The sequence below is a fragment of the Methylosinus sp. H3A genome, from assembly GCF_015709455.1.
Classification (GTDB): Bacteria; Pseudomonadota; Alphaproteobacteria; order Rhizobiales; family Beijerinckiaceae; genus Methylosinus.
The window spans coordinates 1-23573 of record NZ_JADNQW010000009.1 but is presented as its reverse complement, the minus strand read 5'-3'; the positions used below and the strand labels follow the sequence as shown (position 1 = coordinate 23573).

27 protein-coding genes and 5 pseudogenes are annotated in these 23573 nt (G+C 60.4%); 14 read left to right on the top strand and 18 right to left on the bottom strand.

Going from position 1 to position 23573, the window contains the following annotated elements:
- From IY145_RS25385 to IY145_RS25040, 3 genes and pseudogenes are all read left to right on the top strand, one after another.
- Nucleotides 1-267 (top strand): annotated as a pseudogene (locus IY145_RS25385) (hypothetical protein); the annotation flags it as partial.
- A 56-nt stretch (nt 268-323) separates the two neighbouring features.
- Nucleotides 324-602 carry a glycosyltransferase gene (locus tag IY145_RS26405; RefSeq protein ID WP_312030673.1) on the top strand — a complete coding sequence of 93 codons (279 nt, stop codon included), beginning with the start codon at nt 324-326 and terminating at the stop codon, nt 600-602.
- The gene (locus tag IY145_RS25040) at nt 571-1314 is read left to right on the top strand and encodes a glycosyltransferase family 2 protein (RefSeq protein WP_312030675.1); all 744 of its coding nucleotides are present in this window, start codon (nt 571-573) and stop codon (nt 1312-1314) included. The genes IY145_RS26405 and IY145_RS25040 overlap by 32 nt, the downstream gene beginning before the upstream one ends.
- 211 nt (nt 1315-1525) lie before the next feature.
- On the opposite strand, the gene IY145_RS26690 is transcribed toward IY145_RS25040, so the two are convergent.
- Genes IY145_RS26690 through IY145_RS26075 form a run of 3 tightly spaced genes read right to left on the bottom strand, consistent with a single transcriptional unit; the run spans nt 1526 to nt 2860 of the window.
- On the bottom strand, nt 1526-1861 hold the full coding sequence (locus IY145_RS26690) for a family 16 glycosylhydrolase (protein ID WP_409455336.1): 336 nt from the start codon (nt 1859-1861) through the stop codon (nt 1526-1528).
- Entirely contained in the window at nt 1767-2204 is a 438-nt protein-coding gene (locus tag IY145_RS26080; RefSeq protein ID WP_246722456.1) for a hypothetical protein, read from the bottom strand. Before IY145_RS26080 ends, IY145_RS26690 begins: the two co-directional genes overlap by 95 nt.
- A gap of 32 nt (nt 2205-2236) precedes the next feature.
- Entirely contained in the window at nt 2237-2860 is a 624-nt protein-coding gene (locus IY145_RS26075; protein ID WP_246722455.1) for a hypothetical protein, read from the bottom strand.
- A 574-nt stretch (nt 2861-3434) separates the two neighbouring features.
- Between IY145_RS26075 and IY145_RS26070 the strand changes: the two genes are divergently transcribed.
- Nucleotides 3435-4157, top strand: a complete 723-nt coding sequence (locus IY145_RS26070) for a hypothetical protein (RefSeq protein WP_246722454.1) — start codon at nt 3435-3437, stop codon at nt 4155-4157.
- Here the strand turns inward: IY145_RS26070 and IY145_RS26685 are convergent.
- The 4 genes and pseudogenes from IY145_RS26685 to IY145_RS25005 all read right to left on the bottom strand — a co-directional run.
- Nucleotides 4079-4264, bottom strand: a pseudogene (locus IY145_RS26685) (right-handed parallel beta-helix repeat-containing protein); the annotation flags it as partial. The gene IY145_RS26070 and the pseudogene IY145_RS26685 overlap by 79 nt on opposite strands.
- Before the next feature lie 658 nt (nt 4265-4922).
- Nucleotides 4923-6117: pseudogene (locus IY145_RS25015) on the bottom strand (IS256 family transposase).
- Entirely contained in the window at nt 6027-7445 is a 1419-nt protein-coding gene (locus IY145_RS25010) for an acyltransferase (protein ID WP_246722453.1), read from the bottom strand. Before IY145_RS25010 ends, IY145_RS25015 begins: the two are co-directional and overlap by 91 nt.
- A 127-nt stretch (nt 7446-7572) precedes the next feature.
- The gene (locus IY145_RS25005) at nt 7573-7977 is read right to left on the bottom strand and encodes a hypothetical protein (RefSeq protein WP_196406414.1); all 405 of its coding nucleotides are present in this window, start codon (nt 7975-7977) and stop codon (nt 7573-7575) included.
- Nucleotides 7978-8002: 25 nt separating this feature from the next.
- Between IY145_RS25005 and IY145_RS25000 the strand changes: the two genes are divergently transcribed.
- From IY145_RS25000 to IY145_RS24990, 3 genes are all read left to right on the top strand, one after another.
- Nucleotides 8003-8212: a helix-turn-helix domain-containing protein gene (locus IY145_RS25000; RefSeq protein WP_246721607.1), complete on the top strand. Its 210-nt coding sequence runs from the start codon at nt 8003-8005 to the stop codon at nt 8210-8212.
- A 160-nt stretch (nt 8213-8372) separates the two neighbouring features.
- Nucleotides 8373-8720 (top strand): type II toxin-antitoxin system RelE/ParE family toxin, encoded by a 348-nt coding sequence (locus IY145_RS24995; RefSeq protein ID WP_246721608.1) that lies wholly within the window; start codon nt 8373-8375, stop codon nt 8718-8720.
- A gap of 11 nt (nt 8721-8731) precedes the next feature.
- Nucleotides 8732-8965, top strand: coding sequence for a hypothetical protein (locus IY145_RS24990; RefSeq protein ID WP_312030672.1), 234 nt, complete (start codon nt 8732-8734; stop codon nt 8963-8965).
- A gap of 354 nt (nt 8966-9319) precedes the next feature.
- Here IY145_RS24990 and IY145_RS24985 read toward each other — a convergent pair whose 3' ends face one another.
- From IY145_RS24985 to IY145_RS24965, 5 genes and pseudogenes are all read right to left on the bottom strand, one after another.
- Nucleotides 9320-9661 carry a ribbon-helix-helix domain-containing protein gene (locus IY145_RS24985; protein ID WP_196406393.1) on the bottom strand — a complete coding sequence of 114 codons (342 nt, stop codon included), beginning with the start codon at nt 9659-9661 and terminating at the stop codon, nt 9320-9322.
- Complete coding sequence (locus IY145_RS24980) at nt 9627-10301, bottom strand: AAA family ATPase (RefSeq protein ID WP_196406394.1); 675 nt, start codon at nt 10299-10301, stop codon at nt 9627-9629. Before IY145_RS24980 ends, IY145_RS24985 begins: the two co-directional genes overlap by 35 nt.
- Before the next feature lie 223 nt (nt 10302-10524).
- Nucleotides 10525-11285, bottom strand: a protein-coding gene (locus IY145_RS24975; RefSeq protein ID WP_196406395.1) for an IS5 family transposase whose coding sequence is annotated in 2 segments (ribosomal slippage) — nt 10525-10952 and nt 10952-11285 — 762 coding nt in all. Because the reading frame shifts where the segments join, the coding sequence is not laid out codon by codon here.
- A 255-nt stretch (nt 11286-11540) separates the two neighbouring features.
- A complete protein-coding gene (repC, locus tag IY145_RS24970) occupies nt 11541-12185 on the bottom strand; it encodes a replication initiation protein RepC (protein WP_196406406.1) in 645 nt (214 codons plus the stop codon).
- A 159-nt stretch (nt 12186-12344) separates the two neighbouring features.
- Nucleotides 12345-12787, bottom strand: a pseudogene (locus IY145_RS24965) (helix-turn-helix domain-containing protein); the annotation flags it as partial.
- Nucleotides 12788-13354: 567 nt separating this feature from the next.
- On the opposite strand from IY145_RS24965, the gene IY145_RS24960 reads away from it, so the two are divergent.
- Genes IY145_RS24960 through IY145_RS24950 form a run of 3 tightly spaced genes read left to right on the top strand, consistent with a single transcriptional unit; the run spans nt 13355 to nt 16627 of the window.
- The gene (locus tag IY145_RS24960) at nt 13355-13738 is read left to right on the top strand and encodes a helix-turn-helix transcriptional regulator (protein ID WP_246721609.1); all 384 of its coding nucleotides are present in this window, start codon (nt 13355-13357) and stop codon (nt 13736-13738) included.
- Nucleotides 13739-13778: 40 nt separating this feature from the next.
- Nucleotides 13779-15476, top strand: a complete 1698-nt coding sequence (locus IY145_RS24955) for an MFS transporter (RefSeq protein WP_196406397.1) — start codon at nt 13779-13781, stop codon at nt 15474-15476.
- Nucleotides 15473-16627 carry a pyridoxamine 5'-phosphate oxidase family protein gene (locus IY145_RS24950; protein ID WP_196406398.1) on the top strand — a complete coding sequence of 385 codons (1155 nt, stop codon included), beginning with the start codon at nt 15473-15475 and terminating at the stop codon, nt 16625-16627. Before IY145_RS24955 ends, IY145_RS24950 begins: the two co-directional genes overlap by 4 nt.
- A gap of 40 nt (nt 16628-16667) precedes the next feature.
- Here IY145_RS24950 and IY145_RS24945 read toward each other — a convergent pair whose 3' ends face one another.
- Nucleotides 16668-17213, bottom strand: a complete 546-nt coding sequence (locus tag IY145_RS24945; protein WP_196406399.1) for a recombinase family protein — start codon at nt 17211-17213, stop codon at nt 16668-16670.
- Nucleotides 17214-17556: 343 nt separating this feature from the next.
- Here IY145_RS24945 and IY145_RS24940 point away from each other — a divergent pair, with 343 nt between their 5' ends.
- Complete coding sequence (locus IY145_RS24940) at nt 17557-18696, top strand: acyltransferase family protein (protein WP_196406400.1); 1140 nt, start codon at nt 17557-17559, stop codon at nt 18694-18696.
- Between the two features lie 276 nt (nt 18697-18972).
- On the opposite strand, the gene IY145_RS24935 is transcribed toward IY145_RS24940, so the two are convergent.
- The 5 genes from IY145_RS24935 to IY145_RS24920 form a co-directional block, all read right to left on the bottom strand.
- Nucleotides 18973-19458: a polysaccharide biosynthesis C-terminal domain-containing protein gene (locus IY145_RS24935; RefSeq protein ID WP_196410956.1), complete on the bottom strand. Its 486-nt coding sequence runs from the start codon at nt 19456-19458 to the stop codon at nt 18973-18975.
- Complete coding sequence (locus IY145_RS24930; protein WP_196410955.1) at nt 19368-20411, bottom strand: lipopolysaccharide biosynthesis protein; 1044 nt, start codon at nt 20409-20411, stop codon at nt 19368-19370. Before IY145_RS24930 ends, IY145_RS24935 begins: the two co-directional genes overlap by 91 nt.
- A 345-nt stretch (nt 20412-20756) precedes the next feature.
- Nucleotides 20757-20885: a hypothetical protein gene (locus IY145_RS26255; RefSeq protein WP_281433711.1), complete on the bottom strand. Its 129-nt coding sequence runs from the start codon at nt 20883-20885 to the stop codon at nt 20757-20759.
- Between the two features lie 210 nt (nt 20886-21095).
- On the bottom strand, nt 21096-21707 hold the full coding sequence (locus tag IY145_RS24925) for a glycosyltransferase family A protein (protein ID WP_196410954.1): 612 nt from the start codon (nt 21705-21707) through the stop codon (nt 21096-21098).
- A 52-nt stretch (nt 21708-21759) separates the two neighbouring features.
- Nucleotides 21760-22782, bottom strand: a complete 1023-nt coding sequence (locus IY145_RS24920; protein WP_312030674.1) for an endo-1,4-beta-xylanase — start codon at nt 22780-22782, stop codon at nt 21760-21762.
- Nucleotides 22783-22834: 52 nt separating this feature from the next.
- Here IY145_RS24920 and IY145_RS24915 point away from each other — a divergent pair, with 52 nt between their 5' ends.
- The 3 genes and pseudogenes from IY145_RS24915 to IY145_RS25380 form a co-directional block, all read left to right on the top strand.
- Complete coding sequence (locus tag IY145_RS24915) at nt 22835-23074, top strand: hypothetical protein (RefSeq protein ID WP_196410952.1); 240 nt, start codon at nt 22835-22837, stop codon at nt 23072-23074.
- On the top strand, nt 23075-23407 hold the full coding sequence (locus IY145_RS24910; RefSeq protein ID WP_196410951.1) for a glycosyltransferase: 333 nt from the start codon (nt 23075-23077) through the stop codon (nt 23405-23407).
- A pseudogene (locus tag IY145_RS25380) lies at nt 23379-23573 on the top strand (UDP-hexose transferase); the annotation flags it as partial. The gene IY145_RS24910 and the pseudogene IY145_RS25380, both read left to right, overlap by 29 nt.

The following is a 23573-nucleotide window of genomic DNA, read 5'->3' as shown; positions in this document are numbered from 1 at the left end:
GACTCATCTATTGACTATCGCCGATATGAGACGGCATTGGAGCGGGTTTTCGCAGACCCGCTGATCTGCGGACGCTTCAACTCCCATCGACTGGAGCGTCTGCGCCGCAGATCAGAAGCGCATCTGCGCACCTATCTCGCTTGCCAGACATTCCGCTCCGGAGCCTATCTGCGAGCAGTTCGCCAAGCAACACAAGCGATTATGGCGCTTCCGTCGCACGCGCCGAACGTCGTGCTTCGACTGGTCGGAGCCGCAGCAGGAATTTAGAGCGCGTCCCCATCGGAGGCCCGCTTGCCTTCGACGGGCACACAGGAGAATAGAAAGTGTCGGGTTCTCAGACCGAATCGAATGTCGCAGCAGTCGTCTGCGTTCCAACATTTCGTCGCCCGACGCATCTCGAAAAGACGCTTGCCTCGCTCGCTCATCAAGCCGAGGGCGTGAATTTCGCGGTCGTGGTCGTCGAAAACGACAGCGAACGTCGCGAGGGCAAGGTCGTCGCAGACGCCTTTTTGAAATCGGGGGCGCTTCGAGGAGTGTGTCGTCGAGCCACAACGGGGAAATTGCAGGGCGATCAATCGCGCCTTCGAGACCGCTCTCGATAGTTTCCCGAGCGCCGAATTCATTCTCATGATCGACGATGACGAGATCGCGAGCCCATTATGGCTTCTGGAGATGGTCGGTGGGGCGCGACAGAGCGGCGCTGACATCGTCGGCGGGCCGGTCGTTCGTTCGTTCGAGACCGCTCCCGATCGCGCGGCCACGCTTCATCCGGTGTTCGATCCCGGCCTGTCTTTCTCCCGTTTCATTCCCTCGCTTCTCGGCTCAGGAAATTGTCTGCTCCGACGCCATGTGTTCGAATCCTTCGAGGCCCCTTACTTCGACCTCCGATTCAATTTTCTCGGCGGCGGCGACATGGATTTCTTCAAGCGATGCCGCCTGAAGGGATTCACCACCTATTGGAGCAACGATGCGATCGTGACTGAGAGCGTTCCAGCGCAGCGCATGAAGGCCCGCTGGATCTTGCGCCGCGGCCTCGCCATTGGCGCAATCAACTATCAGATCGACTGCAAGCGCCATCCGAGCCGTCTCGGTCGCTCACTGATCTTCATCAAGAATTTCTTGACGCTCCCGCTCTCGGCGTTGCGCGCTGTCTCGATGTTTCAGCGAACGCGCTGCCTATTGCCGACATTGCATCCGATCTGCGTCGCCACGGGACGCAATCTCGCGGCGTTCGGCTTTTCACCCAGCCCCTATAAGCAAGCCAAGCAGACCGAACTCGACGCCGAGAGACTTACCGCCCACCCGTCGATGTGACGTCGCCGCGCACGCACAAGATGGCGTCACCTTGGTTCTGCCATTCGTCGAACGATATCGCATCCCGGCAATGCGTGCCGTCGACGCGGTCAAAACGGCTTGACGCTATAGAGCCGCACGTAATTGACATTCATAATGAGAGGATCTGGCGTCGTCGCATCGGGTCGCAAGTTAATATTTGACTCCATCCAACTGGCGTCCATGACATAGTTCATGAGGGCGTCAGCGACACTCCCTGATAGGCGTTCACGAGAGAAGCAGGAGCCGAATAGATCAACTGTTGGTCGAGATAAAAATCTATATGCTGCGCCGTCCAGTCCAGGCCATAGGTATGAAACTGCCCGTCGATCAGACCGATGTGCTGCCCGACCGTGGTTCCCGCGTTGTCGTTTTGTCCGCCGGAATAGATCGTTGTATAAAAGGAGGAGGAATGCCCGAAGAATTCAAGCAGATCAATTTCCGCGTGCGCATGTTGGGTTTGCCCCGGGAGTTGAATAGAACCATAGCGCCGGAAACATTCCGGGCCCAGCGTTCGGAAAGGCCGCACGAAACTCGAAATAGCCGTAAGTAAAACCAGGGAAGACTGCCGGATTGGCCTCCAGATGGCCGCCAATGAATGACGGAACCGGGCCGCCCACGCCTTGCGCCGTCATCTCCGCCTGGATGGCTGACACGAGGTTGCTCGGCGTTGGTCTCGCGGAAATCGTCAAATAGCCGTTCGCCTGCGAAAAAGGGGACACTCCGAGCATCGTCGGATCATTCGGGTTAATGTCGAAAGTTCCGCCAGGCCGGCTGCAGATTCCTGAAGCGACATCCGCGGCCGCGCATGGCGAAGCGGCGAAATCGACATAACCTTGCGTCGGCGACTGCCAAGTCATGTCGTTCGGCATCCATGCGCCCGCCGTGGCGTTCGACGCGGTCCTCAATGTGAGCGCGTGACACTGAAATCCTGCTCCCAAAGCAGAACCGCGCCATTTCCGGTGAGAACCGGCGGACTTGTCGACGGATTGGCGCTGACGTCGAGCGAAGCGAGGAAAGGCGATTGAGCGAGCCCGGTCCATGGATTATTGTAATTGACCGAGATAAATCCCTTATAATTCGTCAGTTCGGCGTTAGTCGGAATGTCAATAGTGAAATTGACTGTATTGGAGCCGGCATCGAGCGCGACCACCTGACAGTTCCCGAAACTATATTGATCAGGAGCCACGAATCCAATGCATACTGAATTGGCGTTCGTCGCCGTCGGCGTGGACAATGTCGCCGTGACATTTAATTGTCCGCCCGGAGTCGTGACCCCAGAATAATTCATCGATGAAAATGAAAACAATATTGTTGGCGACACTTGGGCGACCGTCAATGTGGTCAAGGACGGCGACTGGGCGATAGCACCCCATGGATTTGTATTGTTTACAAAAATATATCCGCTGTAACTCGTTATTTCTGCATCTCCTGGAATATTCAAGTCGAGATTGATCGCGTTGACACCAACGCCGAGAGCGATGTCGCGACAACCCCAGAAATTGTATTGATCCGGGGCGGAGAACACAACGCAGATCGAATCGGTATTTATAGCGGCCGACGCCGTCAAAGTGGCGACGACACTCAGTTGGCCCCCTCTGGAAGTTCCCTGAATATGTCAATGAAGAGAATGAATAGGTTGCTTCCGCCTGCCCAGGCGAATTCGCAATAGTACAAATAATCGTAAACAATAACGCGATGTTCTGCCTAACTTTCATAACAAACCTCATTGGTCTAATACGGCGTAAAATTGCTATAAAGCGCCGTGATACGCATGATCTTCGCTTCGCGTCCAAGGTTGCCGCCGCCGCCGACCTTGGACGCGAAGCGTCTGGAAGCTGTGACGGGTCGGAAAGAGATCTCGAAGACGACGCGAGTAGGCCGCCAGAACTCTCCGCCGATTCAAACCCATGTGCCACTTCCGCCAACCCAACTGAATTTTCGGGGCTAGTATGATCTATTGTTCCCCATGAAGACATTGCCGATTTGGGCGTCATACTGGGTTGCCATAATCGGTACTTCCAGACACACGTGCGACAGTGCCAGTGCTGTCGTCGTAGACGACGGAAACGATTGCGCCACCCGTGGCGCCCTGAATTTGGTTGCTTGAAAATGACGATCTGCCGGCCCCGCTTGAGCGCTATAGCCGATGCCGATCGACTATTCAGAACCAAATTGCCATTGACATTAAGATCGTGGGTCGATGCATTATGGCCTGGGTTGATCCCGATTCCTGCGGCTCCGTCAACGAGGTTGCCCGAAATGACGGCGGCGCCTTCCGCATAAATGCCGAAGGCGATGCTGACAGTCGGAACATATCCTGGATCATTGATCGTCTGATGGATGATGTTAGTCACACGGTTGCCCGTGATGGCGACGCTCTTTGCGGCGCCTTGGACCGCCGGTTCCAGAATTGGCGACCGCAATTCCATTGCCGCCGTGTCGATAATGTTCCCCGAGACGACAGCGCCGTTCAGGTCGATTCCCGCGGTTGGCGCTTCGATGAATATCGCCATCTCCCGAGAGCCATAGCAGTTATTGCCTTGAATAACGAAATCTCCGCCGCCATTGCATCGGATCGCAGAATATTGGCACCCGCTGATGGTGTTTGCCGTTATTGTGACAGCGACCGCCCGGAAGACGAGAATGCCATTCCCATTTTGACCCGTGCCACTTCCGCTTTGAATGCCATTGATATTATTCTCGGATACAATGCTGCCATTGCCAGTGACGGTCGATGTCCAAATCAATATGCCGTTATTGGCACAATTCTGGATGTATTTCCATTGATACGCGAAGTGGCGTCTACTGCCCAAATGCCGTAGCTGCATTGATAGACGAGATTATCTCGTATCGTGCAAGCAGATCCAGAAACATACACACCACACGCCACCGAATTATAGAACTGGTTATTGATTATTTCACAATACGGCGCATTGGTGACAGAAAGAAGCGCCGATGAATCGCTTAAATTCGTGAAATTGACGTTATTCCGTTGAAATTGATGCCGTCAATCTTGCAGCAATATATACCGTTAATAGTCAAAATATTGTTGCCGGACGTGAGCTGCAACACGACCGTGCCCGGAATTGCATAGACGGACAGTGTTTGTCCCCCACCAGTGCTCGAGTTCACGAGAATTTCGGTTGTCGTATAGACGCCTGGCTTGATGAACAATGGAAGGCCTCCGCTCCGAGCTTGGTCAAAGCGGATTAACATTGGCGACAGTGGACCATCCGGTGCCTGAGACGATGACGCATTCTGAAGGACGACGGCGGTGTCGGAAACTTTCGTGTAGAGAGCCACAGTCCAAATCTCCAAGGTAGGCAGATGAAATTACTTATAAATCGCGCAGCTATAATCCATTTAACTGCACTTAAACGCGCGATTGCGACAGCAGGGTGCATAGTCACGACGAAGCTTAATGGGGAATCATCGATATTTCAGTCCCCTCAGTAGCGGGTCGTATGCGAAGACGATGTCGTCGATACGCTGTCTTCGCGAGGACTCTCCGACTGCGCTTTGGGCGGCTCGCGTAATCCAAACTCCGCATGGGACTGTCAGGAATCTTGTGTGCGGGCCGGTTTCCATCACGCCGCGACGAAGCGATCGTCGAACATGATGGCGAATTGATTTTTCGCCTCGCACCATTCGCGCGGCGCCATTTTCCACTCCCCGGCGACTTGGCGCAAGACGAGATAGAGGAGCTTCATCGCCGCATCGTCAGTCGGAAAATGCCCTCTCGTCGCACGGCGCGCCGCAGCTTCGCGTTCAAGGATTCTATGGCGTTCGTCGTGTAGATGATCCGCCGTACCGCGATCGGAAAGGCGAAAACGGATGACCTGCTCCAATTGCGCCGCCAGCCCTGCGCGATCGACGGATATTTCTTGCCCCAATGGCCGCCGTCGAAGGCCTCCAACGCCTCTTTGGCCGCCTCGGCGGTCGGGGCGCGATAGATCGTCTTCAGCGCGGCGGCGATCGCCTTGCGGTCCTTGTATGAGGCGAATTCCATCGAGTTTCGAATGAGATGCACGATGCAGGTCTGCACGGTCGTCTGCGGAAACACGCATTGATCGCCTCCGGAAAGCCCTTCAGGCCGTCGACCACGGCGATCAGTATGTCGCCGACGCCGCGGTTCTTCAGCTCGTTCATCACCCGAAGCCAGAATTTGGCGCCCTCCGAGGTCTCGATCCAAAGCCCCAGAATGTCCTTCGTTCCGTCCGGCGTGACGCCGAGCGCCACATAGACGGCCTTGTTGCGGACCAGGCCTTCGTCGCGGATTTTGACGCGCAGCGCGTCGAAGAAAACCAAGGGATACATCGCCTCGAGCGGCCGGTTCTGCCATTCGGCGACGGTCTCCAGCACGGCGTCGGTGACTGTCGAGATCAATCGGGCGAGACTTCCAGGCCGTAGAGCTCGAGCAATGGCCCTGGATCTCGCGCACCGTCATGCCGCGCGCATACATCGACACGATTTTCTCGTCGAAGCCGGGAAAGCGGCGCTGATAGCGCGCGATCAGCTTGGGATCGAAGTCCCCTCCCGGTCCCGCGGGACCCTGATGTCGATCTTCGACGTCTCGGTCAGCACGGTCTTCTTCGAATAGCCGTTGCGGTGGTTCGCCTTGCCCGCCGCCGCTTCGCTCTCGAGATGGTCGTCCATCTCCGCGTTCAGAACCCGTTCCGCCAGCGCCTTCTTCAGCTCATCGAACAAGCCATCCTTGGAAAAAACCTCCTTCGGATCGCGTCCCGACAGCAATTGGTCCAATGTGCCCTTCTTGATCGCCATAGCCCGCCTCCTGCGGTTCTACTATGGCCCCACACACAAGATTCCTGACAGTCCCTCCGCATGGGTCGCTCGAAATAACGGTAGGAGAGCAAGGACAGCACGATCGTAATCCAGAAGCTCGCGAAGGCGAAGGCGAATGTCCACGGGTCTCGATCAGATGCAGACGCCGCGCGCCACCAAAACGGCACGCTCACAAGAACGTGCGACATGTAGAGGGCGTAAGAACTCTCCCCGAGAACGAGGAGAACTTGGCTCTTCATCACAGAGGGGACGCCTCTTGCATCGGCAAGAGCAGCAAAAGCGATGAGCGAACAGAAGACCGGCAGAACCAATTCACGCCGAACGTCGAGAGATAGCACGACCAGCGCACTCGCAGCCAGCGCGTGAACAGTCCACCAAGATGGTTTGCCGCGTAACTGACCATTGCATATCGCCTCGGCGATCGCGGCACCGGCAAAGAAGCTGGGGAGGGCGCGCAACATTCCAAACTGATACGTCAAATCCATCCAATCCTGTGCGCCGAGTGCATTGTGGACCGCAATCATGGCGGCCACCATCAGCAGTGTGCAAAGCATGCTGAACGCGAGACTGACACGGCGAACGATAGCGAAGACGGCGGGCGCCAGCAGGTAGACAAACCACTCCGCACTTATCGACCACGAGGGCACATTGAAACTCGGATGGTCGAGGAACCCCCAGGCTTGCACGAGGAGCAGATTCACCGGCAGGCCGGAAAGCGCCAATATCTCCGGGTGATTGGGCTGAACGTGCAGGAGATGCGCGATGGCGATGAGCACCAGATAGCAAGCCAAAATCAGGACGTGTAACGGATAGACGCGCGCCCACCGGGCCAGTAGAAACTCCCCGTATTCCCGAGCCGATCCAAAACGGCTCCGATAGCCATGCACGATGACGAAACCGCTGAGCATGAAAAAGAAATCGACCATGCAACTGAGATTTGTGACAAGAGGAAACCAGGTCGCTAGCCCCAACTGAAAGTCAATATTATAATGAAATATGACGATGCCACTCCGGCTAAGAAACGATAGCTGTCCAGCACAACATACCTGGCCGAATTCGTGGACTGCATGGGCGGGCGCCTTGCGAGCAATGTGAAAGCTCCTTCTTGGAGACGGAGCCTGAAGAATTTGCAATCTCTTGACGACCAGAAGCGGAGGATATGTACAATCAGACTGAGCTGCGGTTCTCCGTATAAGATCAGGCCAACGGGTTCGCCGAGGGCGCTTTCGAGCATTTTGCTGCGAACGTGATGCTGGAAAAGGAAGCGATTCATTGGTAACCACTGCATGTATTTGATTTACATACATTACGTCAGCTGGTCAAGCGAGTGATGAATATAGAACCTTGGGAAACCAGCCTTTGGCGAGCAGTTGCACGTTCCGCCGTCCCCCGGAAGCTGGAAACTATTTAATATCAATGCCTTCACATCTCGTTTCAATAACCCTTCAGGATCGCGAACGGCGCCTGCTCGGTTCCCCATGGTTTCAGCCCGGGCTCGATGGCGACGCAAATCCGTACGCGGCCTTTGTTCTCCCCACAGTTCCCGAATTCGATCTTCAATCCCTGATCCCGCATTTTTTGCGCAGTCGCCTTCATGCCGTCGATCTCACCCTGCCGATCGGCCTTTTCCAGCGCCAGATTCGCCAGCTCCGCCCGTTGCCAGGACAAAGACGCCCATAGGCCGAGCACGATCAGCGCCAGGGCGCCGACCGCGCCGGCCAGGATGATGGCGAATGCGCGATCGGAAAACTTCATCGCCTGCTTGTCGAGAATGATTGCAGCGCGATGCGCGTCCTCGATCTGCTGCGTGAAGCCTTTCGCCAGCGGCGCGAACAGCAAGCCCTACAAGGATTTTCTGGCGTTGATGATCGCCGCGCGCGAGCGCGCCGGTCTCACCCAGGAAGGACTCGCCGAGCGCATCGGCCGGACGCAATCTTTTGTCTCGAAATACGAGCGCGGCGAACGTCGCCTCGACGTGGTCGAGTTTGCTGAATTTATAAAAGCGATGGATCTCGACCCGAGCGCCGTGTTTGCTCAATTTCTGCAGCACGCTTTCGACGACATGACGGGATAGCGGCAAGGCTCCGTTTGGAGGATCGAGGTTCCTTCCCTCTGTTCGTTTTACGTTACGGAGGGCGATGACCGTTCAAGAAGATGGAGCGGCAAGGGTGACCTTGCTGGCCTTTTTTTCATAGGGCGCCAGCGCCCTTCGTCCTTGAATTGTGGTAACATATATGTTACCATTATCTATGCTTGAACTGCGCTATTACCTCCGCGTCGACGGAAAGAGCCCTTTTGAGGATTGGTTCTCCAGTCTGGATTCGGCGGCGGCGGCGAAAGTCGCCGTCGCGCTGGCGCGGCTCGAACAGGGCAACCTCTCGAACGCCAAGGGCGTTGGCGAAGGCGTGCTTGAATACAAGATCGATTGGGGAGCGGGCTACCGCGTTTATTTCGGTCGCGACGGCGACGTGGTGGTGATCCTGCTAACGGGCGGCACCAAGAAGCGCCAGCAAAAGGACATAGAGGCGGCGAAGGCGAGCTGGGCGGATTACAAGCGGCGGAAGGCGCCGCGCATTAACTGACGGAGGCGGCAATGGCGCTCACGAAGAGCTTCAAGGAACTGGTGCAACGCCGCGTCGCGGATGATCCGGCGTTCGCGGAGAATCTTCTCCGTGAAGGTATCGACACCATGCTCGGCGGCGACGTCGAGACGGGCAAATCGATCCTGCGCGACTACATCAACGCGACGGTCGGCTTTGAAAAAACTGGCGACGGCGACGGATACGCCGCGGAAGAGCCTCATGCGCATGTTCAGCCCGAGCGGTAATCCGCAGGCGCGGAACCTGTTCGGCGTGCTGGGCTATCTGCAAAAACAGGCCGGCGTGCAATTCCATGTCGCGCCAAAGCCCCATTAGGCGGCCTTCGAGAAGGCCCCGGCCCCGCCCTAATCTTGGGCGTGGGCGCGCTTCTGGATTCGGCTGCTAAACTGTCTCCGACGCACCCGCGGGCAAATTTCAGGCTCCGTGGGGGTGCGCGGGAACGCTGTCGGCAGCGCGCGCACGCGCGCGGACAGGAGCCACAGCGCGTCGTCGTCCAGGGCAGCGACGGCCGAAGCCGTGTTGAAGATCGCGCTCCAATCCATTGCCGGCCACATGCTCACCAACTTCACATGTTCAATATCTCAATCTTGATCCACCACAGGAACCTTGTGGGCGCGGAAAAGCTCGTTGAGCGCGCGGGCGATGAGCTGAGTCGTGTCCTCGCCGGTTTCCGCCTGCACCAGGCGCATGCTGCGCTTGAAATCAGGAGTCAGATAAGCGCCGATATGGGTCTTCCCCTCTCGGCTTGGCGCCTTGTAGCGCGCAGCCGCAGGCGCCGGAGCGGGCGCCGCGGCCTGCGGTTCCGGCGCGGGCTCGATCGCCGGCGGCGGAACGGGCTGCGGCTTTGCGACGGGTGCAACGGCGGCGGGCTTTGTCCGGCTCGCCTTCTCAAGCTGTTGCTGTATCGCCCCGAACTTCGACATTTTCCCCTCGCATGTTCACAAATTCACAAACGAACTCGAAAAGCCTTTTCAGCTCGTCGCCCGCTTTCCCGTCAGGATCAAGCTCTTGCGGCACGCGGCCGGTCGTCATGGCCTCGGCATAGGCGCTGCGCTGGCAAAGATGCACGGGGCAGACCGTCAGCCCGTAGAGGTCGCGGATACCTTCATGCACTTCGGCGATGCTGTTCTTGCCCGCCGTCGGGTGAATGCCGTTGAGCAGCACGAAAGCCGGCGGGCTGCCGGCGAGGCGTAGCAGGTCGTTCACCTGCGGGAAGGTTTCCACCTCGACGATGTTCGGGCGGCTCGGGATGAGAACCAGGTCGGCCGCGCGCGCCGCTTTGAGGGCGCTGTCGTCGCTCCGGCCGGCCGTGTCGATGAAGGCGAACTGGACGCCAGCGTTACGAGCAGCGTCGAGGGTCGGCTGCAACCGGCTGGCCTGCGCCGACACGACGGGCGGATTCTCGCTTTGGCGTCGGTCTTTCCAGTTTGCGGCGGTCGCCTGCGGGTCGAGGTCGATAACGGCGACATCGTGCCCCGCGTTGGCCGCGGCGACGGCGAGCCCGAGAACGGTCGTGGTCTTGCCCGTCCCGCCCTTCTGTCCGACAACTGAAATTGTGAACATGTGAAACCCTGATGCTGTGAAGCATTGAACTTGTGAGCCAAGCGCCGATTCGCGTCAATCACAATTCACGCTTTCAAGAGCGAACATGTTCACATGTGATATTTTGACAACACTTACCTGTTCACACCTGAATTTGTGAACACGGCTGCTAGGATGGGAAACCGGACGCCCTCCGAACATCGTGGAGCACGACATTAGGACAAGGGAGGCCTAGGCTCAGGACTCATTGATTGAGATAGAAGGCGACAGCGGCGGCGATGCATATGGCGGAGAAGAAGGCGTGCGCGCATCGATCGTAACGGGTGGCGATGCGCCGCCAGTCTTTGAGCTTGGCGAAGAGGTTCTCGATCTTATGACGTTGCCGGTAGAGCGCCTTGTCGTAATCGAGAGGCTTCTTACGGCTCTTTGTCGGCGGAATGCAGGGCTCGGTCCCGCGTTCCGCGAGCGCTCGCCGAAACCAGTCGCTGTCGTAGCCGCGATCTGCGATCAGGGCCGAGGACGGCGGCAGCGCGTCGAGCATCGGCCTCGCGCCTTTGTGATCGCTCATCTGCCCTTCGGTCAGCATCATGACAAGCGGCTTGCCGGCGCCGTCGCAAACGACGTGGAGCTTGGAGTTCAGCCCGCCTTTCGTGCGGCCGATACAGCGGGAAAGAGCCCCTTTTTTAGGAGGCTCGCCGCCGTCCGATGCGCTTTCAGATGAGTGGAGTCGATCATGATCCGCTCCGGCTTCGGCCCTTCTCCCGCGAGCGCGGCGAAGATACGATCGAAGACGCCGAGCCGGCTCCAACGGATGAAGCGATTGTAGAGCGTCTTGGGCGGCCCATACTCCTTCGGGGCGTCCTTCCATTGCAGGCCATTCTTGATGACGTAGACGATCCCGCTGACCACGCGGCGGTCGTCCACCCGCGGCACGCCGTGCGCCAAGGGAAAGTGAGGGGAAATTCGCGCCATCTCCGCTTCGCTCAGCAAAAACAAATCACCCATCAAAGCCTCCATTTCGGAGACCTTGAATCACGCCTCACTCCAAATTAATAGGTCCTGAGCCTAGGCTCCGCGGAGCCGGTGAAATTTTCCCGTCTTCGGGAAAGTTTCAAATCGCCCTTGGCCGAAGCGAGCACCATGATACGCTGAATGGCATAGGGGGCATGTGTTTCACAATTTCACTCGTGAACATGTTCGCAAGAGAAGCCGGTTTCTCGGCGTTCCCGCGTGAGGTTGCCGCGGCGCGAGCGCCTTGCATCAACCCCCTCCTGCCGCTGCGCGCGGCGTAATGCCCCAGCGCGCGCGCCGCAAAGCCCAGAGACTGCGATCGAGATGCAATTCGCCCGTACGGGCGCGTTTCACCATCGTGGCGAAGTAGCCGCCTGCGCCGCGCGTAAAATGCTCGCTGGGTTTCGTCGAAACGAGGGCGAGCGCGATAGCGGCAACCGGCCGGCCGAGCGCCTCGCAAGCCTCCACCCAGAGCGATTGCGAAACACCGAGTTCATGGCGTAGCGCTCCACCCGCGGCGTCGACGACGTCGCGCCAATCGGGGAACCGTGATGCGATATGCGACGCCAGACGCGGCGCGAGGTCAATCAGCTCGCCTGGATGAAGTTTCTCGATCCGCTCGTAGGGCTGGAATTTGATGGTCTCGCGGAACTCCTGAGATCCAAACTCCGAATGTTGGCCGCTTCGACCCGAAGCATCGACCCGACTACTCTTCTCGGCTGCAATTACTGTATCCTCCGGATCGATAGGTTTGTTTGTAGATATATCGTGGGGCTTGGAAACGAGCCCCACGGGGCTTTTACTCACAAGTTCGGCGGAGGCCGAAGAGGCCTGCTTGAGCAACGCGGCGGCCTCGCTTTCACTGCTTTCCAGGCTGCACACGATCAGCGCCAAATCCTCCGACCGGCAGGACTGCCGTATCGCGGCGACGAGTTCGGCCGTCTCGGCCTCAAGGCGCGTCCATTCGCGGGGCAGGGGAGCCACAGCCGCGAGCGTCTCGCCGAGCTGGCGGATGCCGCGACGGGCGCGCGTTGCGCGTTTCTTGAGCGCCCGCATGCGCTCGCGCTCGGCTTTGGCCTCGGCCGCCAGCCGGATGAATTCATCATGGCGGTAAGCGAGGGGGACAGGTCGAATCCGTAGGCCTCGATGATGCGGCCGTCGGCGCCGCGCCGGCCGTAGCGCTTGCCGGTTTCGCTATCGCGAACGATTACGACGCCCGCCTCGAAAAGCGCGCGGTTCAGCACCTTCACACGCGCGGGAGAAAGCCCGAGGAACTCCGCCTGGCGCGCGGCCGAGGGCCAGCAAATGGGGCGAGAGCCTTCTTCCCAGTCATGCGGCATGGTCTGCTTCACGAGCCACGCGATGAGCTTGTAGGCCTGCGGCGGCAGGCCGAGATAGGGCTCCGCCTCCTGAAACGCGGCGAGGTAGGAGAAAGGGCGCGCGCTGCCGGCCGCGGCCCCTACGAATTCATCGGCGCGCTCGCGCGCAGCGAGCATGGTCAGCGTGAGTCGTCGGGAACCGGTCGGCGCGGCAATCGATTTGTGTGAAAAAGGCATGGTTTCTCCTTCGGTTTGATGGCTCAAACCGCCGCGAAAGAGGCTAGAAACCGGCGCAAACAACCCCGTTAGCGGAAACGAGGTTTCCGCTTGACTTGGGGCCTGATTTTCGGGAGAGTCGTGGTTGTCCAGACGCACGACTTTCCCGGCGGGTTTTCCCTAAATCGGCCGGATAAAAGCCCGCCCTTCGAGGCGGGTTTTTGTTTTTGGGCTTCTGCTCCCCCAAAAGGTTGCACGACAACGCGCGGCGTGAATCACGTCGCGCATCGAGCCAGCCTGCCGAGATTTCGCTGATTCGTCGAGAGTCTTGAGGAAAGCTTCGGAATTTCTGAGACAGCAGCGTTTTTTAAAAGGGCCGAGCATTGGAGGACGTGCATCGGAACCTGCCAGACGTGAGCAACAGGCGATCGGCTGTGTGAACAAGCACCCAATTTTTCCCCTGTGGAGCGCAGAGTTTCAAACGTTTAATGACGTCGAGGTGGCGCCCATCGATGTCTGCACTCCATCTTGACAACCGACGCGCGGGCGTCGATATTTAATGAAATGATTAAATGTTCTGAGGCGACGCTCGACTCGGTCTTTCACGCGCTGGCCGACCCGCATCGAAGGGCGATCCTGCGTATGCTGACCGCACAAGAGCGCAGCATTGGAGAAATCGTTCCCTCGTTTCCGATCTCCTTCGTCGCTGTCTCCAACCACATGAAAGTGCTGGAGCAGGCGGGTCTCGTCATCCGACGCAAGCAGGGCCGTCATCAGATGTGCAGCCTCGACAGCCGTGGCCTCGCCGCGGCCCGGAACTGGCTCGATGCGCATGAACGCTTCTGGAGCGAGCGGCTCGACGCCTTGGATGCCGTCGTCGCTCAGATGAAGGCGGAGGACACGGGCCGTTAGAGTCCGGCGCCAACCGGTAGAAACAAGATGGAGGAAGCGCTTGACTCAGAATGCCCTCTCGAGCGAACGGGCTACAACGTCCGTGCCCGCGCCCGCCGCCGACCAGGCGGCCGATCCCAGCAGCCTGCGCCGGGTGGTGGTGGCCTCCTCTCTTGGAGCCGTCTTCGAAGCTTATGACCTCGTGCTCTACGGGCCGATGGCCGCGATCGTCGCCGCCGAGTTCTTCTCCGGGCTCGATCCCGCCTATGCCTATATCTTCACCTTGCTCTCCGCCGCCGTGACCTATGTCGCCCGCCCATTCGGCGGGCTGGTGTTCGGCCCCCTCGGCGACCGGGCCGGACGCAAATTCACCTTTCTGCTCACCATCCTGATCATGGGCCTGTCGACCGTGCTCATCGGCTTGCTGCCGAACTACGCGACCATAGGAATCGCCTCGCCGCTGCTGCTCATGGCGCTGCGCATCCTGCAGGGCCTCGCCTATGGCGGCGAGTTCGGCGGCGCAGCCACTTATATCGCCGAATATGCCCCCGCCCACCGGCGCGGCTTCGCCACCAGCGCGATCGCTGTCACCGCGGCGAGCGGCCTGGCTCTGGCGATCCTGGTCGTGCTCGCCTGCGAGTCGGCGCTCGGCAAGACTGCATTCGAGGCCTGGGGCTGGCGCATTCCATTCCTGCTCTCGGCCGTGCTCATGCTGGTCTCGGTCTATATCCGGCTGCGCCTGCAAGAATCTCCGGTCTTCCTGGCCATGAAGCGGTCGGGCGGCGGCTCGCGGACGCCGCTGCGCGAGGCCTTCGGCCGCTGGGAGCATCTGCGGGTGGCGCTGCTCGTCCTGTTCGGCGCCGCCGCTGGCCAGTCGGTCGCGATCGCGACCGGCTCCTATCCGATCTACCTCCTGGCGTTGAACCTGAAGATCGATCCCTTCCTGCTGCACTACACTATCCTCGGCTACAGCGTGGTCTTCATCGCCGCGATGATCCTGGCCGGCTGGCTGTCGGACCGGATCGGCCGCAAGCCGGTCGTGCTCGCCGGCTTCATAGGCACGGCGCTCGCCGCCTATCCGGTGTTCCTCGGCGTCACCCTCTATGCGCACCCGCGTCTCGCGGCGGCGATGACCACGCATCCGGTAACGGTGGCGGCCGACCCGGCGACATGCAGCCGCCAGTTCGATCCGTTCGGCCTCACCGAGTTCCACGGCTCTTGCGACATCGCCCGGCGCGCCGTCGCCAAGCTCGGCGTGCCCTACGGCAATCGCGCCGCGTCACCGGGCCGCGCCGCCCAAGTGGAGATCGGCGCCGCGGTAATTCCCGCCTTCGAGGGCGGCGGGCTCGACCGGGCGATCTTCACGGAGCAGGCCAAGGCCTTCGACGGCGCCCTCGCCGCCGCATTGGCCGATGCGGGATATCCTGCCCGCGCCGCGCCGGAGACGACCAATGTGTCGATGCTGATCACGCTCATGGCCGTCCTCAGCATCTTCGTCGCGATGGCGTCCGCCCCGCTCTCGGCCTGGATGGTGGAGATGTTCCCGACCCGCATCCGCGCCACGGCCTTCGCGATGTCCTACAACATCGGCGGCTGGTTCGGCGGCTTCCTCCCGGCGATCTCATTCGCCGCCTTCACCGCCACGGGCAATCTCTATGCGGGCCTATGGTACGCAGTCGGCGTCCTGCTGGTCGCGCTCGTGGTCAGCGGCCTGTTCCTGCCCGAGACGCGCGGCCGCGCCCTGGAGCGCGTGACATGACCGGCCCCGCGGGTCGTCCGGTCTCGCTCGTCCTGGTCCGCCGCATCAATGCGCCGGCAGGACAGATATTCACCGCCTGGACGGACCCGAAATGGCTGGTCCGCTGGCTGATTCCGGGAGCCGGAGCGCTGCGGGACGCGGTCATCGACCCGAGTCCGGGCGGCGCCTACCGGCTGGAGGGCCTCGATCCGGATGGAACGCGCTATTGCCTCTGCGGCCGTTACATCGAAGTCGCGGCGGAACGGCGGATCGCCTTGAGCTGGGAATATGAGGGCGCCGCAGCCGGCCTATGCGGGCCGCCGACGCGGGTCGACGTCGATCTGCGCCCACTGGGCGCCGACGCTTGCGAGCTGACGCTCACCCACGGCGAGCTCCAGGGGGAGGAAGCGGCTGCGACGCACCGCATATTGTGGACGATCTGCCTCGACCGGCTCGTCTGGTCGCTCGTTCCGCCGCCGGACGAGCCCGCCTTTCGCCCGTCGCTCGGGGCGATCGCCGAGCTCTATGGCGAGTCGCACCGCTTGCTGCAGGACGCCTTCGACAGCCGGCCGCTGGCCAACGCCCTGCGCAAGATGATGGTGACGAGCACGCTGACGAACGAGCACAAGGCCTTCATCGCCGGGCGGGACATGGTGTTCCTCACCACCGTCGACCATCGCGGCTTTCCCACCTGTTCCTACAAGGGCGGGGCGCCGGGCTTCGTGCGGGCGCTCGACGACCAGACCCTCGTCTTGCCGAGCTATAACGGCAACGGCATGTATCTCTCCGCGGGCAATGTCGCCGCCAATGCGAAGGTCGGACTGCTGTTCATCGATTTCGAGCAGCCGCACCGGCTGCGCATCCACGGCGCCGCGCGCCTCGTGCGCGACGAGGCGGAGCTTGCAGCCTTTCCCGGCGCGGAGCTTCTGCTGGTAGTGAAGGTCTATGAGGCCTTCGTGAACTGCTCGCGCTATGTGCATCGCTATCAGCGCGCGGAAACATCCCCCTTCGTGCCGGGCGAGCCACGCGGGGACGAGATGGCGCCCTGGAAGAATCTGGACGTCATCCGTGACGCCCTCCCCGGCCGGGATCGGGTTCGGCGCGAAGAGGCCGGATCAAGGTCCATGACGCGCGAGGAGTATCTCGCGCGCCTGAAGCGCGGGGAGAGCTGAGAGCCCGCTTCGTCTCAATAGCCTTCAAGACCGCGAACGGCTAAAGCCTCGAAATCGTGCTGCGCGAGACATTGAACCGCCGCGCGAGATCGGCTTGCGTCGCGCTGCCTTCCGCGAGCGCCGCAAGCGCTTCCTCGCGCTGATGGCGGGTAAGGGCAGGGGGGCGGCCCATGTGAACGCCTCGCGCCTTCGCGCGGCTGCGGCCCTCGCCGGTGCGCGCGCGGATCAACTCGCGCTCGAATTCAGCAAGCCCTCCGAGAACGGTCAACATCAATCTGCCGTGCGGGGTCGTGGTGTCGGCCCATGCGTCGGCGAGCGAGCGGAATCCGGCTCCGGCCATCGCCACGGTGTCGAGCGTGTTGAGTAGGTCGCGCGTCGATCGCGCCAGCCGGTCGAGACGTGTCACAAGCAACACGTCGCCGTTGCCGAGCGAGGCGATGGCGCGGCGCAACTGGGCACGGTCGGTCTTCGCGCCGCTGGCCGTCTCCTTGAAAATCTTTTCCGCACCAGCGGCGCGGAGCTGCCGCACCTGAGCGTCAACGCTCTGGCCGTCCGTCGAGACGCGGGCATATCCGAAAATCGTCATGCGGACAGGGTAGGGAAGCGCTCAACTTTTGCAACAAACTTTTGCACATCGGAAGCCCTTGAAAAGCAAGGGCGCGGCGCGTGTTGCAAAAGTCTTAACTTCTGCAATAAAGTCTTTAATCATTAGGGTGTGCGGGGGAAGGCGGTGTATCGCTGTTTGTTTCCTCGGATGGCTTGGCGTAGCGGTCGCGGAAGTGACGTTCGTTATGGCACTCGCTTCTGGTCGCGCGCCTCACAAGGAGAATTAGCCAGGATTTACCGTCCGGCGGTCGAGCGCTTCTCAAAATTCGCCGCGTCGGCTATCTTGGACTCGACTGACGAGTTGTTTTTAAGATCGGTACGAAATGTTCGACAAAGCATTAGGCGTAACCTCGGGAGTCGCCGAGGGAAAAGAGAAGTTTCACGCTCTCGACGCGTTGCGCGGCGTCGCCGCTGTTTCGATCGTCACGATGCATTTCAAGGATTTTTTCCAGCCCTATTTCGCGGCGCACGGCTATCTGGCCGTTGATTTGTTCTTCGTCATAAGCGGCGCCGTCATAGAAAGCGCATACGCTGGGCCTTTCGTCAGAGGATTGAGTGCATTCAAATTCGTAAAAATTCGGCTGATCCGATTCTATCCGCTCTATATCGTCGCAATTCTGCTTGCGGCGTCGGGCGCAGTCGCCAGCTATTTCGGAAACAACAAGAGCGGATTTCACGATTTGCAGAGCGTAGCGACGTCCGCCGTCTTGTCGCTAGCTTTCATTCCTTCTCCGAACGCCGCGACCAGTGGCTCGTTGTTTCCGCTCAATGCCGCCATCTGGTCGCTGCTTTTCGAGCTTGTCGTGAATTTCGGCTATGCGCTGCTTTGGGAACGCCTCCAAAGAATGGAAATACTGTTCGCCGTGATTCTGGCGTCCGGCGCGATCTTGGCGCTCGCTTCCCTCTATTTCGGGAGCGTCGATTATGGGCCTCACGGATCGACTGCCGATTTCATTGTGGGCTTCGCGCGCGCGACATTCGGATTTTTCTGCGGAGTCGCTATCTTCAGGTTGAACAGAGACACGCACGCCGCTTCGACCGACTTGCCGTCCTCAGCCAATCAGTTCGGCTTTCTCGCCGTAACTGGCTTTGTCGCGCTCATTCTCTTTCTGGAGTCGCCCGTCTCGTTGATCGGCGCAATTGACGCGATCATGGTCCTGTTCGCCTTTCCGGCGATCGTATGGGCGTCTATGCGCGTGGATCTGCGGGGACCGTGGAGAAAGCTTTCGTTGGTTCTGGGAGAAGCCTCCTACGCGGTCTATGTCCTGCATCTGCCGGTGCTGGGGCTCGCGGCGGCGATCAGCGTTCGATTTGGAAATATCATCGTCGCCAAGGCTCCCTATTCGGGTTGCGTCGTCATCGTCGTTCTGATCGCGGCTTGTTGGCTGCTCGACAAAATCTATGACGCGCCTGTCCGAAGATGGTTGCGCGACTCTGGTGCAAACAGCGCGAGCGGGGCATAATTTGTCGGGGCGCGGCGCCCCGGTTAACAAAGGAGAAATGGTTGGAGATGCGCGTTGGCTCGGCGCCAACGGCGAACCGATCGATCTTCTTTTGCCATGTTCCGCAAAGGGGGCGGAGCGTGGGCCCGATTGATCGGCCGATTTTAATCGCGCGTAAAATCAGCCGTTTCACACCAACGCAGCCGCGACATTTCCGTGGCCGCCTCAAAGACGTAGCTATATCAGAAAATGGCTCGCTTATTTTAGCGCCTATGCGGGGATCGGTGCTCGTGCCGCCTATCTCGCCCGCAGCAGATTGAGGCGCTGTCCGCTCAGCGCGCCCAGGGCGAGCGACCTAGCTCCGGCTATGTCGAGCCACAGAGCGGCAATGCCATAGGCGATGGCCCCGCTCGCTGCCAGCACAGTGAAAGACACGCCGCTTCGACCGGGTAGCAATGTCTCGACCGCGAGCACCGCTAGCGTCATGATTGCACTGGCGGAGATGACCCGCAGCAGCGGGCCGACGAGCAACGGCATCGGATGCGCATAGCGCGTCATCGCAAAGGCGACGAATAATCCGACGCCCTCCGCCAGCACGAGAGAAATCGCCGCGCCGGGCAGTCCGAAGACCACGGTCAGCGGCCAAAGGGCGCAGATGTTGACCGCGAGCGTCGCCGCCCCGTGAGCGATCGTCAGCTCCGGACGCTTGGCGAGGTGAAAGCTGATGTGGACGTACGAATTCGAGATCGACGAGAACAGCCAGGCGAAGGCCAGGATCGGCATGATCGTCGCGGCAGTCTCGCGAAAGGCCGGCCCGAGTAGAAACGAAGCGAGATGAGGCTTGTCAACGCCGCGCCTATCGACACGGGCAGCAAGATAGCGAGCAGAAGTTCCCCGGATTCCTCGAGGTGAAGACGCGCGGCGCCCTCGTCTCCCTCGGAGAGCGCGCGCACCGCGAGAGGGATGGCCGCCGCCGCGACGGCGCTGGAGGGGATGAGGATGATCTGGCGGATGAGATCCGCCGAGGCGCCATAGAGTCCCGCGGCGCTATCGCCTAGCGACCATGCAACGAACAGCCGGTCGAGCGAGCTGTGGAAGGTGAAGACGAAGCCGGAAATCGTGATCGGAGCTCCCAGACGAAGGAAGGTCTTCAGCTTCGAGAGATCGATCGGCGCGATCGGCCGCGTCCAGATCGCTGGCGTCGATAGGCGATCGCCACGAAATAGGCCGCGGCGGCCATCGCCAGCTGGCCAACGCCGCCGCCGCCGAGCCCCGGCCACGACGAGGCAGAGCCCGAAGGCTGCGACCGAACGCAATATCGAGGAGAGGACATAGGCTCTCGTCTGCAGCCGCGACTTCAATAATTCCTGGCCGAGCTCGAACAGGCTGAGGCCCAGCGAAAACACCAGCGCGCAGGCCGCGCGCGCCGGGGACAGCCCGGAAAAATAGGCAACGCCGGCGACCGCCACGGGCGCCACGGCCGCCGAGAGACCATACGCGGCCAACGAGGTCGCGCGGACGTCGACGCCATCCCCCTCGGACTGAAAGCGCATGGCCGAATAGCGCACCCAAGTGAACAGCACTGCGGAAACGAAGCCGCCGACGCTGACGCCGACCACATAGACGCCATATTCGGCGGGATCGAGCAGGCGCGTGAAGGCGACGGCGCTCAGAAAGCCGAAGATCCCCGAGACGGCGCTCGCAGTCAGATAGTGCGAGGTATGGCGAAACAGCATTTTCGGCTCGATCTCTCCAGATTATGTGCTTTTCCAGCGCCTCGTCGCGTGAACCGGGCTCCTGCCGGACGAGCCGGCGGTCAGTCGCGCGTAAACGCCGACGAATCCTAGCCGCAGACATCTCGTATTCGGTTACGCGAGCCGCGCAACTGGCGTGCCAAAACCAGAATCGAGGAAAACGCGCGCTATCAGCGGCGATCGGCCGAAAGCGGATCGGTTACGGCCTCGCCTGTGCCGATACGACACGACCGACTCCTCCGCGGCCTCAGGGGCGAACCAGATCGCGGATCGCGCGATAGAGACGCCGCGCTCTCGTTTTCTCCCGGAGAGCGTCGCTCCAATCGATCATGCTCGAATTGACGTCGTAATCCCCCTCTGAGCATCCGGAATATCGCCAGCGACGATGCGGGCGATGAGGTTCGGCAGCTCTCGATAGAAGGTTTCTGAACGATAGGGCGGATGCAGTGAATACATGCCCTTTCCCGATCCGAGAAAGTCGATGCGGCGCAGTCCGTGGCGCCTCATGGCCGCGGTAAAGAGCTCCTCAAACCGGCAGGGACAGTGGCGATTGGCGGTAGATCCGCGCTCGAAGCCGACGCTTCGCGTTCGGCCGCCACGATCTCGAGCGCGCCGACGCGCGCATCGAAGCGTCGCTGGTCGAGAACGAAAATGCGCGTGCTCACGCTATGGAAACCATAGGCCGAGGTAATCGGCGGCAAGGGCGCGTCGGTCTCGGCAGCGCGTCGCTTCCGGGAAATAGCGATGCAGATCGGCGAGCGCGCCGTCGACCGTCGGCGTCCGGGCAATGGACTGGCGAATAGCGCATCGGGGCGTCTGCTCGAACCAGCCGATGGCTTCGTCGAGCCAGGCCTGGCTTCCCCCACCAAACAGCATGTCGCTGTCCATATGCAGGATATAATCGGCGTCCGCGCGGAGCAGGCCGTAGAAATAGGCGTGTAGCGGCCCGCCATCATAAGCTTTTTCCGGGACGTCCGCGCTGGAATCAAAATAGCGCCGCCGTACGGCCTCGCGCGCCTCGGGAGAATAGTCGACCTCCACGATTTCGAGATTGGAAAAACGCGCCGCGAATGTCTCGATATGATCGAAAAGCTGCTTGCGATTCTCGTCATAGCTCGCGCCACGGTAACGGCCTGTGAGACTGCGCTTCGTGTCGATGGTCAGTGTGACGCGCTCGACCTGACGGCCCCAGACCTCGAGCTCGTGTCCGAGCGTGTGCGCCACATGGCGAGCATCGAGCGGATGCATATTGATTTGCAGAGCTGATCGAACAGTCATGACAGACCTTTTCAAGAATGATTTTCGTCAGATCGGATCGTCACGCGCGCGGCTACGCCGTTCTGCCGGTGAAGCGGTCGATCATCTGCATGAACGGCTTGCGGCCGAAGTCGCGATCGAGCGGGAGCGGCCGGTTCGGCAGACCGTCGCGGCGCGGGAACATATATGGAATCCAGCTATAGCGATCCGAAATGCCCCAGGTGAGCAGGGCGTCGAGCGGGCCGGCCGTGGTTACCGTGGAAAGAAGATCGCCGACTTGGCGGGCGATGATCTGGTCACGTTCGAGCGGTGACGGCGGCAGCTCCTTGTCGACCACATCGAGCTCCGTGATCAGCACCTTTACTCCCGCTGCATGGAGCTCGCCGACGAAGCGCCCAAGACCATCGCGATCGATCGCCTTCGCACCGCGCAGGTGGCATTGCAGGCCCACTGCATGGAGCGGCGCGCCGGCGTCCAAGAGACGGAAGACGAGATTCCGGAACGCCGCCCGCTTCGCCGGAAAATGCTCGTCGCCGAATTCAACGTCATATTCGTTGAGCACCAGCTGCGCCTGCGGATCGGCAGCCGCCGCAGTCCGAAACGCAAGCGCAAAGTGACGATCGCCGAGCAGATCGAGCCAGAGTGACGGGCGACGATCCGTCGGACGGCGCGCGACGTCCGGAATCGCTTCGTTCACCACGTCCCACGAACGAATGCGCCCACGGTAACGGGAAACGACCGTTTCGATATGCTCGACGAGCGCGCGCTCCGCTTTCGCCGGCGTATCGATCGTCTTCGTCCACTCCGGCATCGAAGCATACCAGACAAGCGTGTGGCCGCGCATGGAAAGCCCGTTTCGCTGCGCGAACGACAGCAGCGAATCGGCTCCATCAAAAGCAAAGGTCGAAGCGTTTGGCCGCAACCTGCTCCATTTCAACTCGTCGACGGGCACGATCAAGCTGCATTGCTCTGCGAGAGCCACCCCTAAGCGCGGATCGGACTTGAGATCGGCCAGTCCGAGCGCCGCACCATATGGCACCCGCCGCTGCGCTTTCCATGACGAGGATGTCGCCGCACTCGCGGCTGCGGGCGTCATCGCCAATGCGGCGCCGAGGCTGGAGGTCAGGACGTCGCGCCTGTTCCACTTCATGAAGAAGAAATCTCTCTTTGAGAAAAACGTGGCTTCGGATGACCATTGCAGCAAAAATTCGATCCAGCAGAAGCCGAACGGAGAAGACCGCGCCAAAGCGCCCTTCGTCCAACTCAGACGCCAGCACCACGCCAAAATTGGCCTAGTCTTTGCTGTTTTCGATCGGCATCCGGTCGAAGAGGTTCTTTTTTTGATACGGTTCGTGTTTCAGCTGGATCGAGTTCGGAAGGTGATGTGAATGAGCGTCAGCGTAGTCATTCCAGTCAAGAACGGCGCGCGCTTCATCGCAGAAGCGGTCGAGAGCGCCTGTGTCCAAGCCGAGGTCGGGCTGATCGTCGTGGTCGATGACGGCTCCTCCGACTGTACGGTCGATATCGTCCGCGCCATGAGCGATCCGCGCATCGTTTTGATCGAGAATACTCGGCAAGGTGTTTCCGCCGCACGTAACTCGGGTCTCGACGAAGTGGTGTCGAGAGGCTGCTCGCACGCCGCCGCATCCTGGGTCGTTTTCCTCGATGCCGACGATCGCTTGCGCTCGGGCGGTGTCCGAATTGCTTGCCGGCGTCGATGACGATTGCGTCGCGGTCTACGGCGACTACGATCGGATCGACGAGAACGGAGCGTTCATCGGGCGCCGACGATTCATCCGCGGCAAGCGCAAACCCAGCGGAGACGTCCTCGGACGGATTCTCGCTGGAAACTTTCTGGTCAACGGCGGCGTGATGCTGATCCGCATC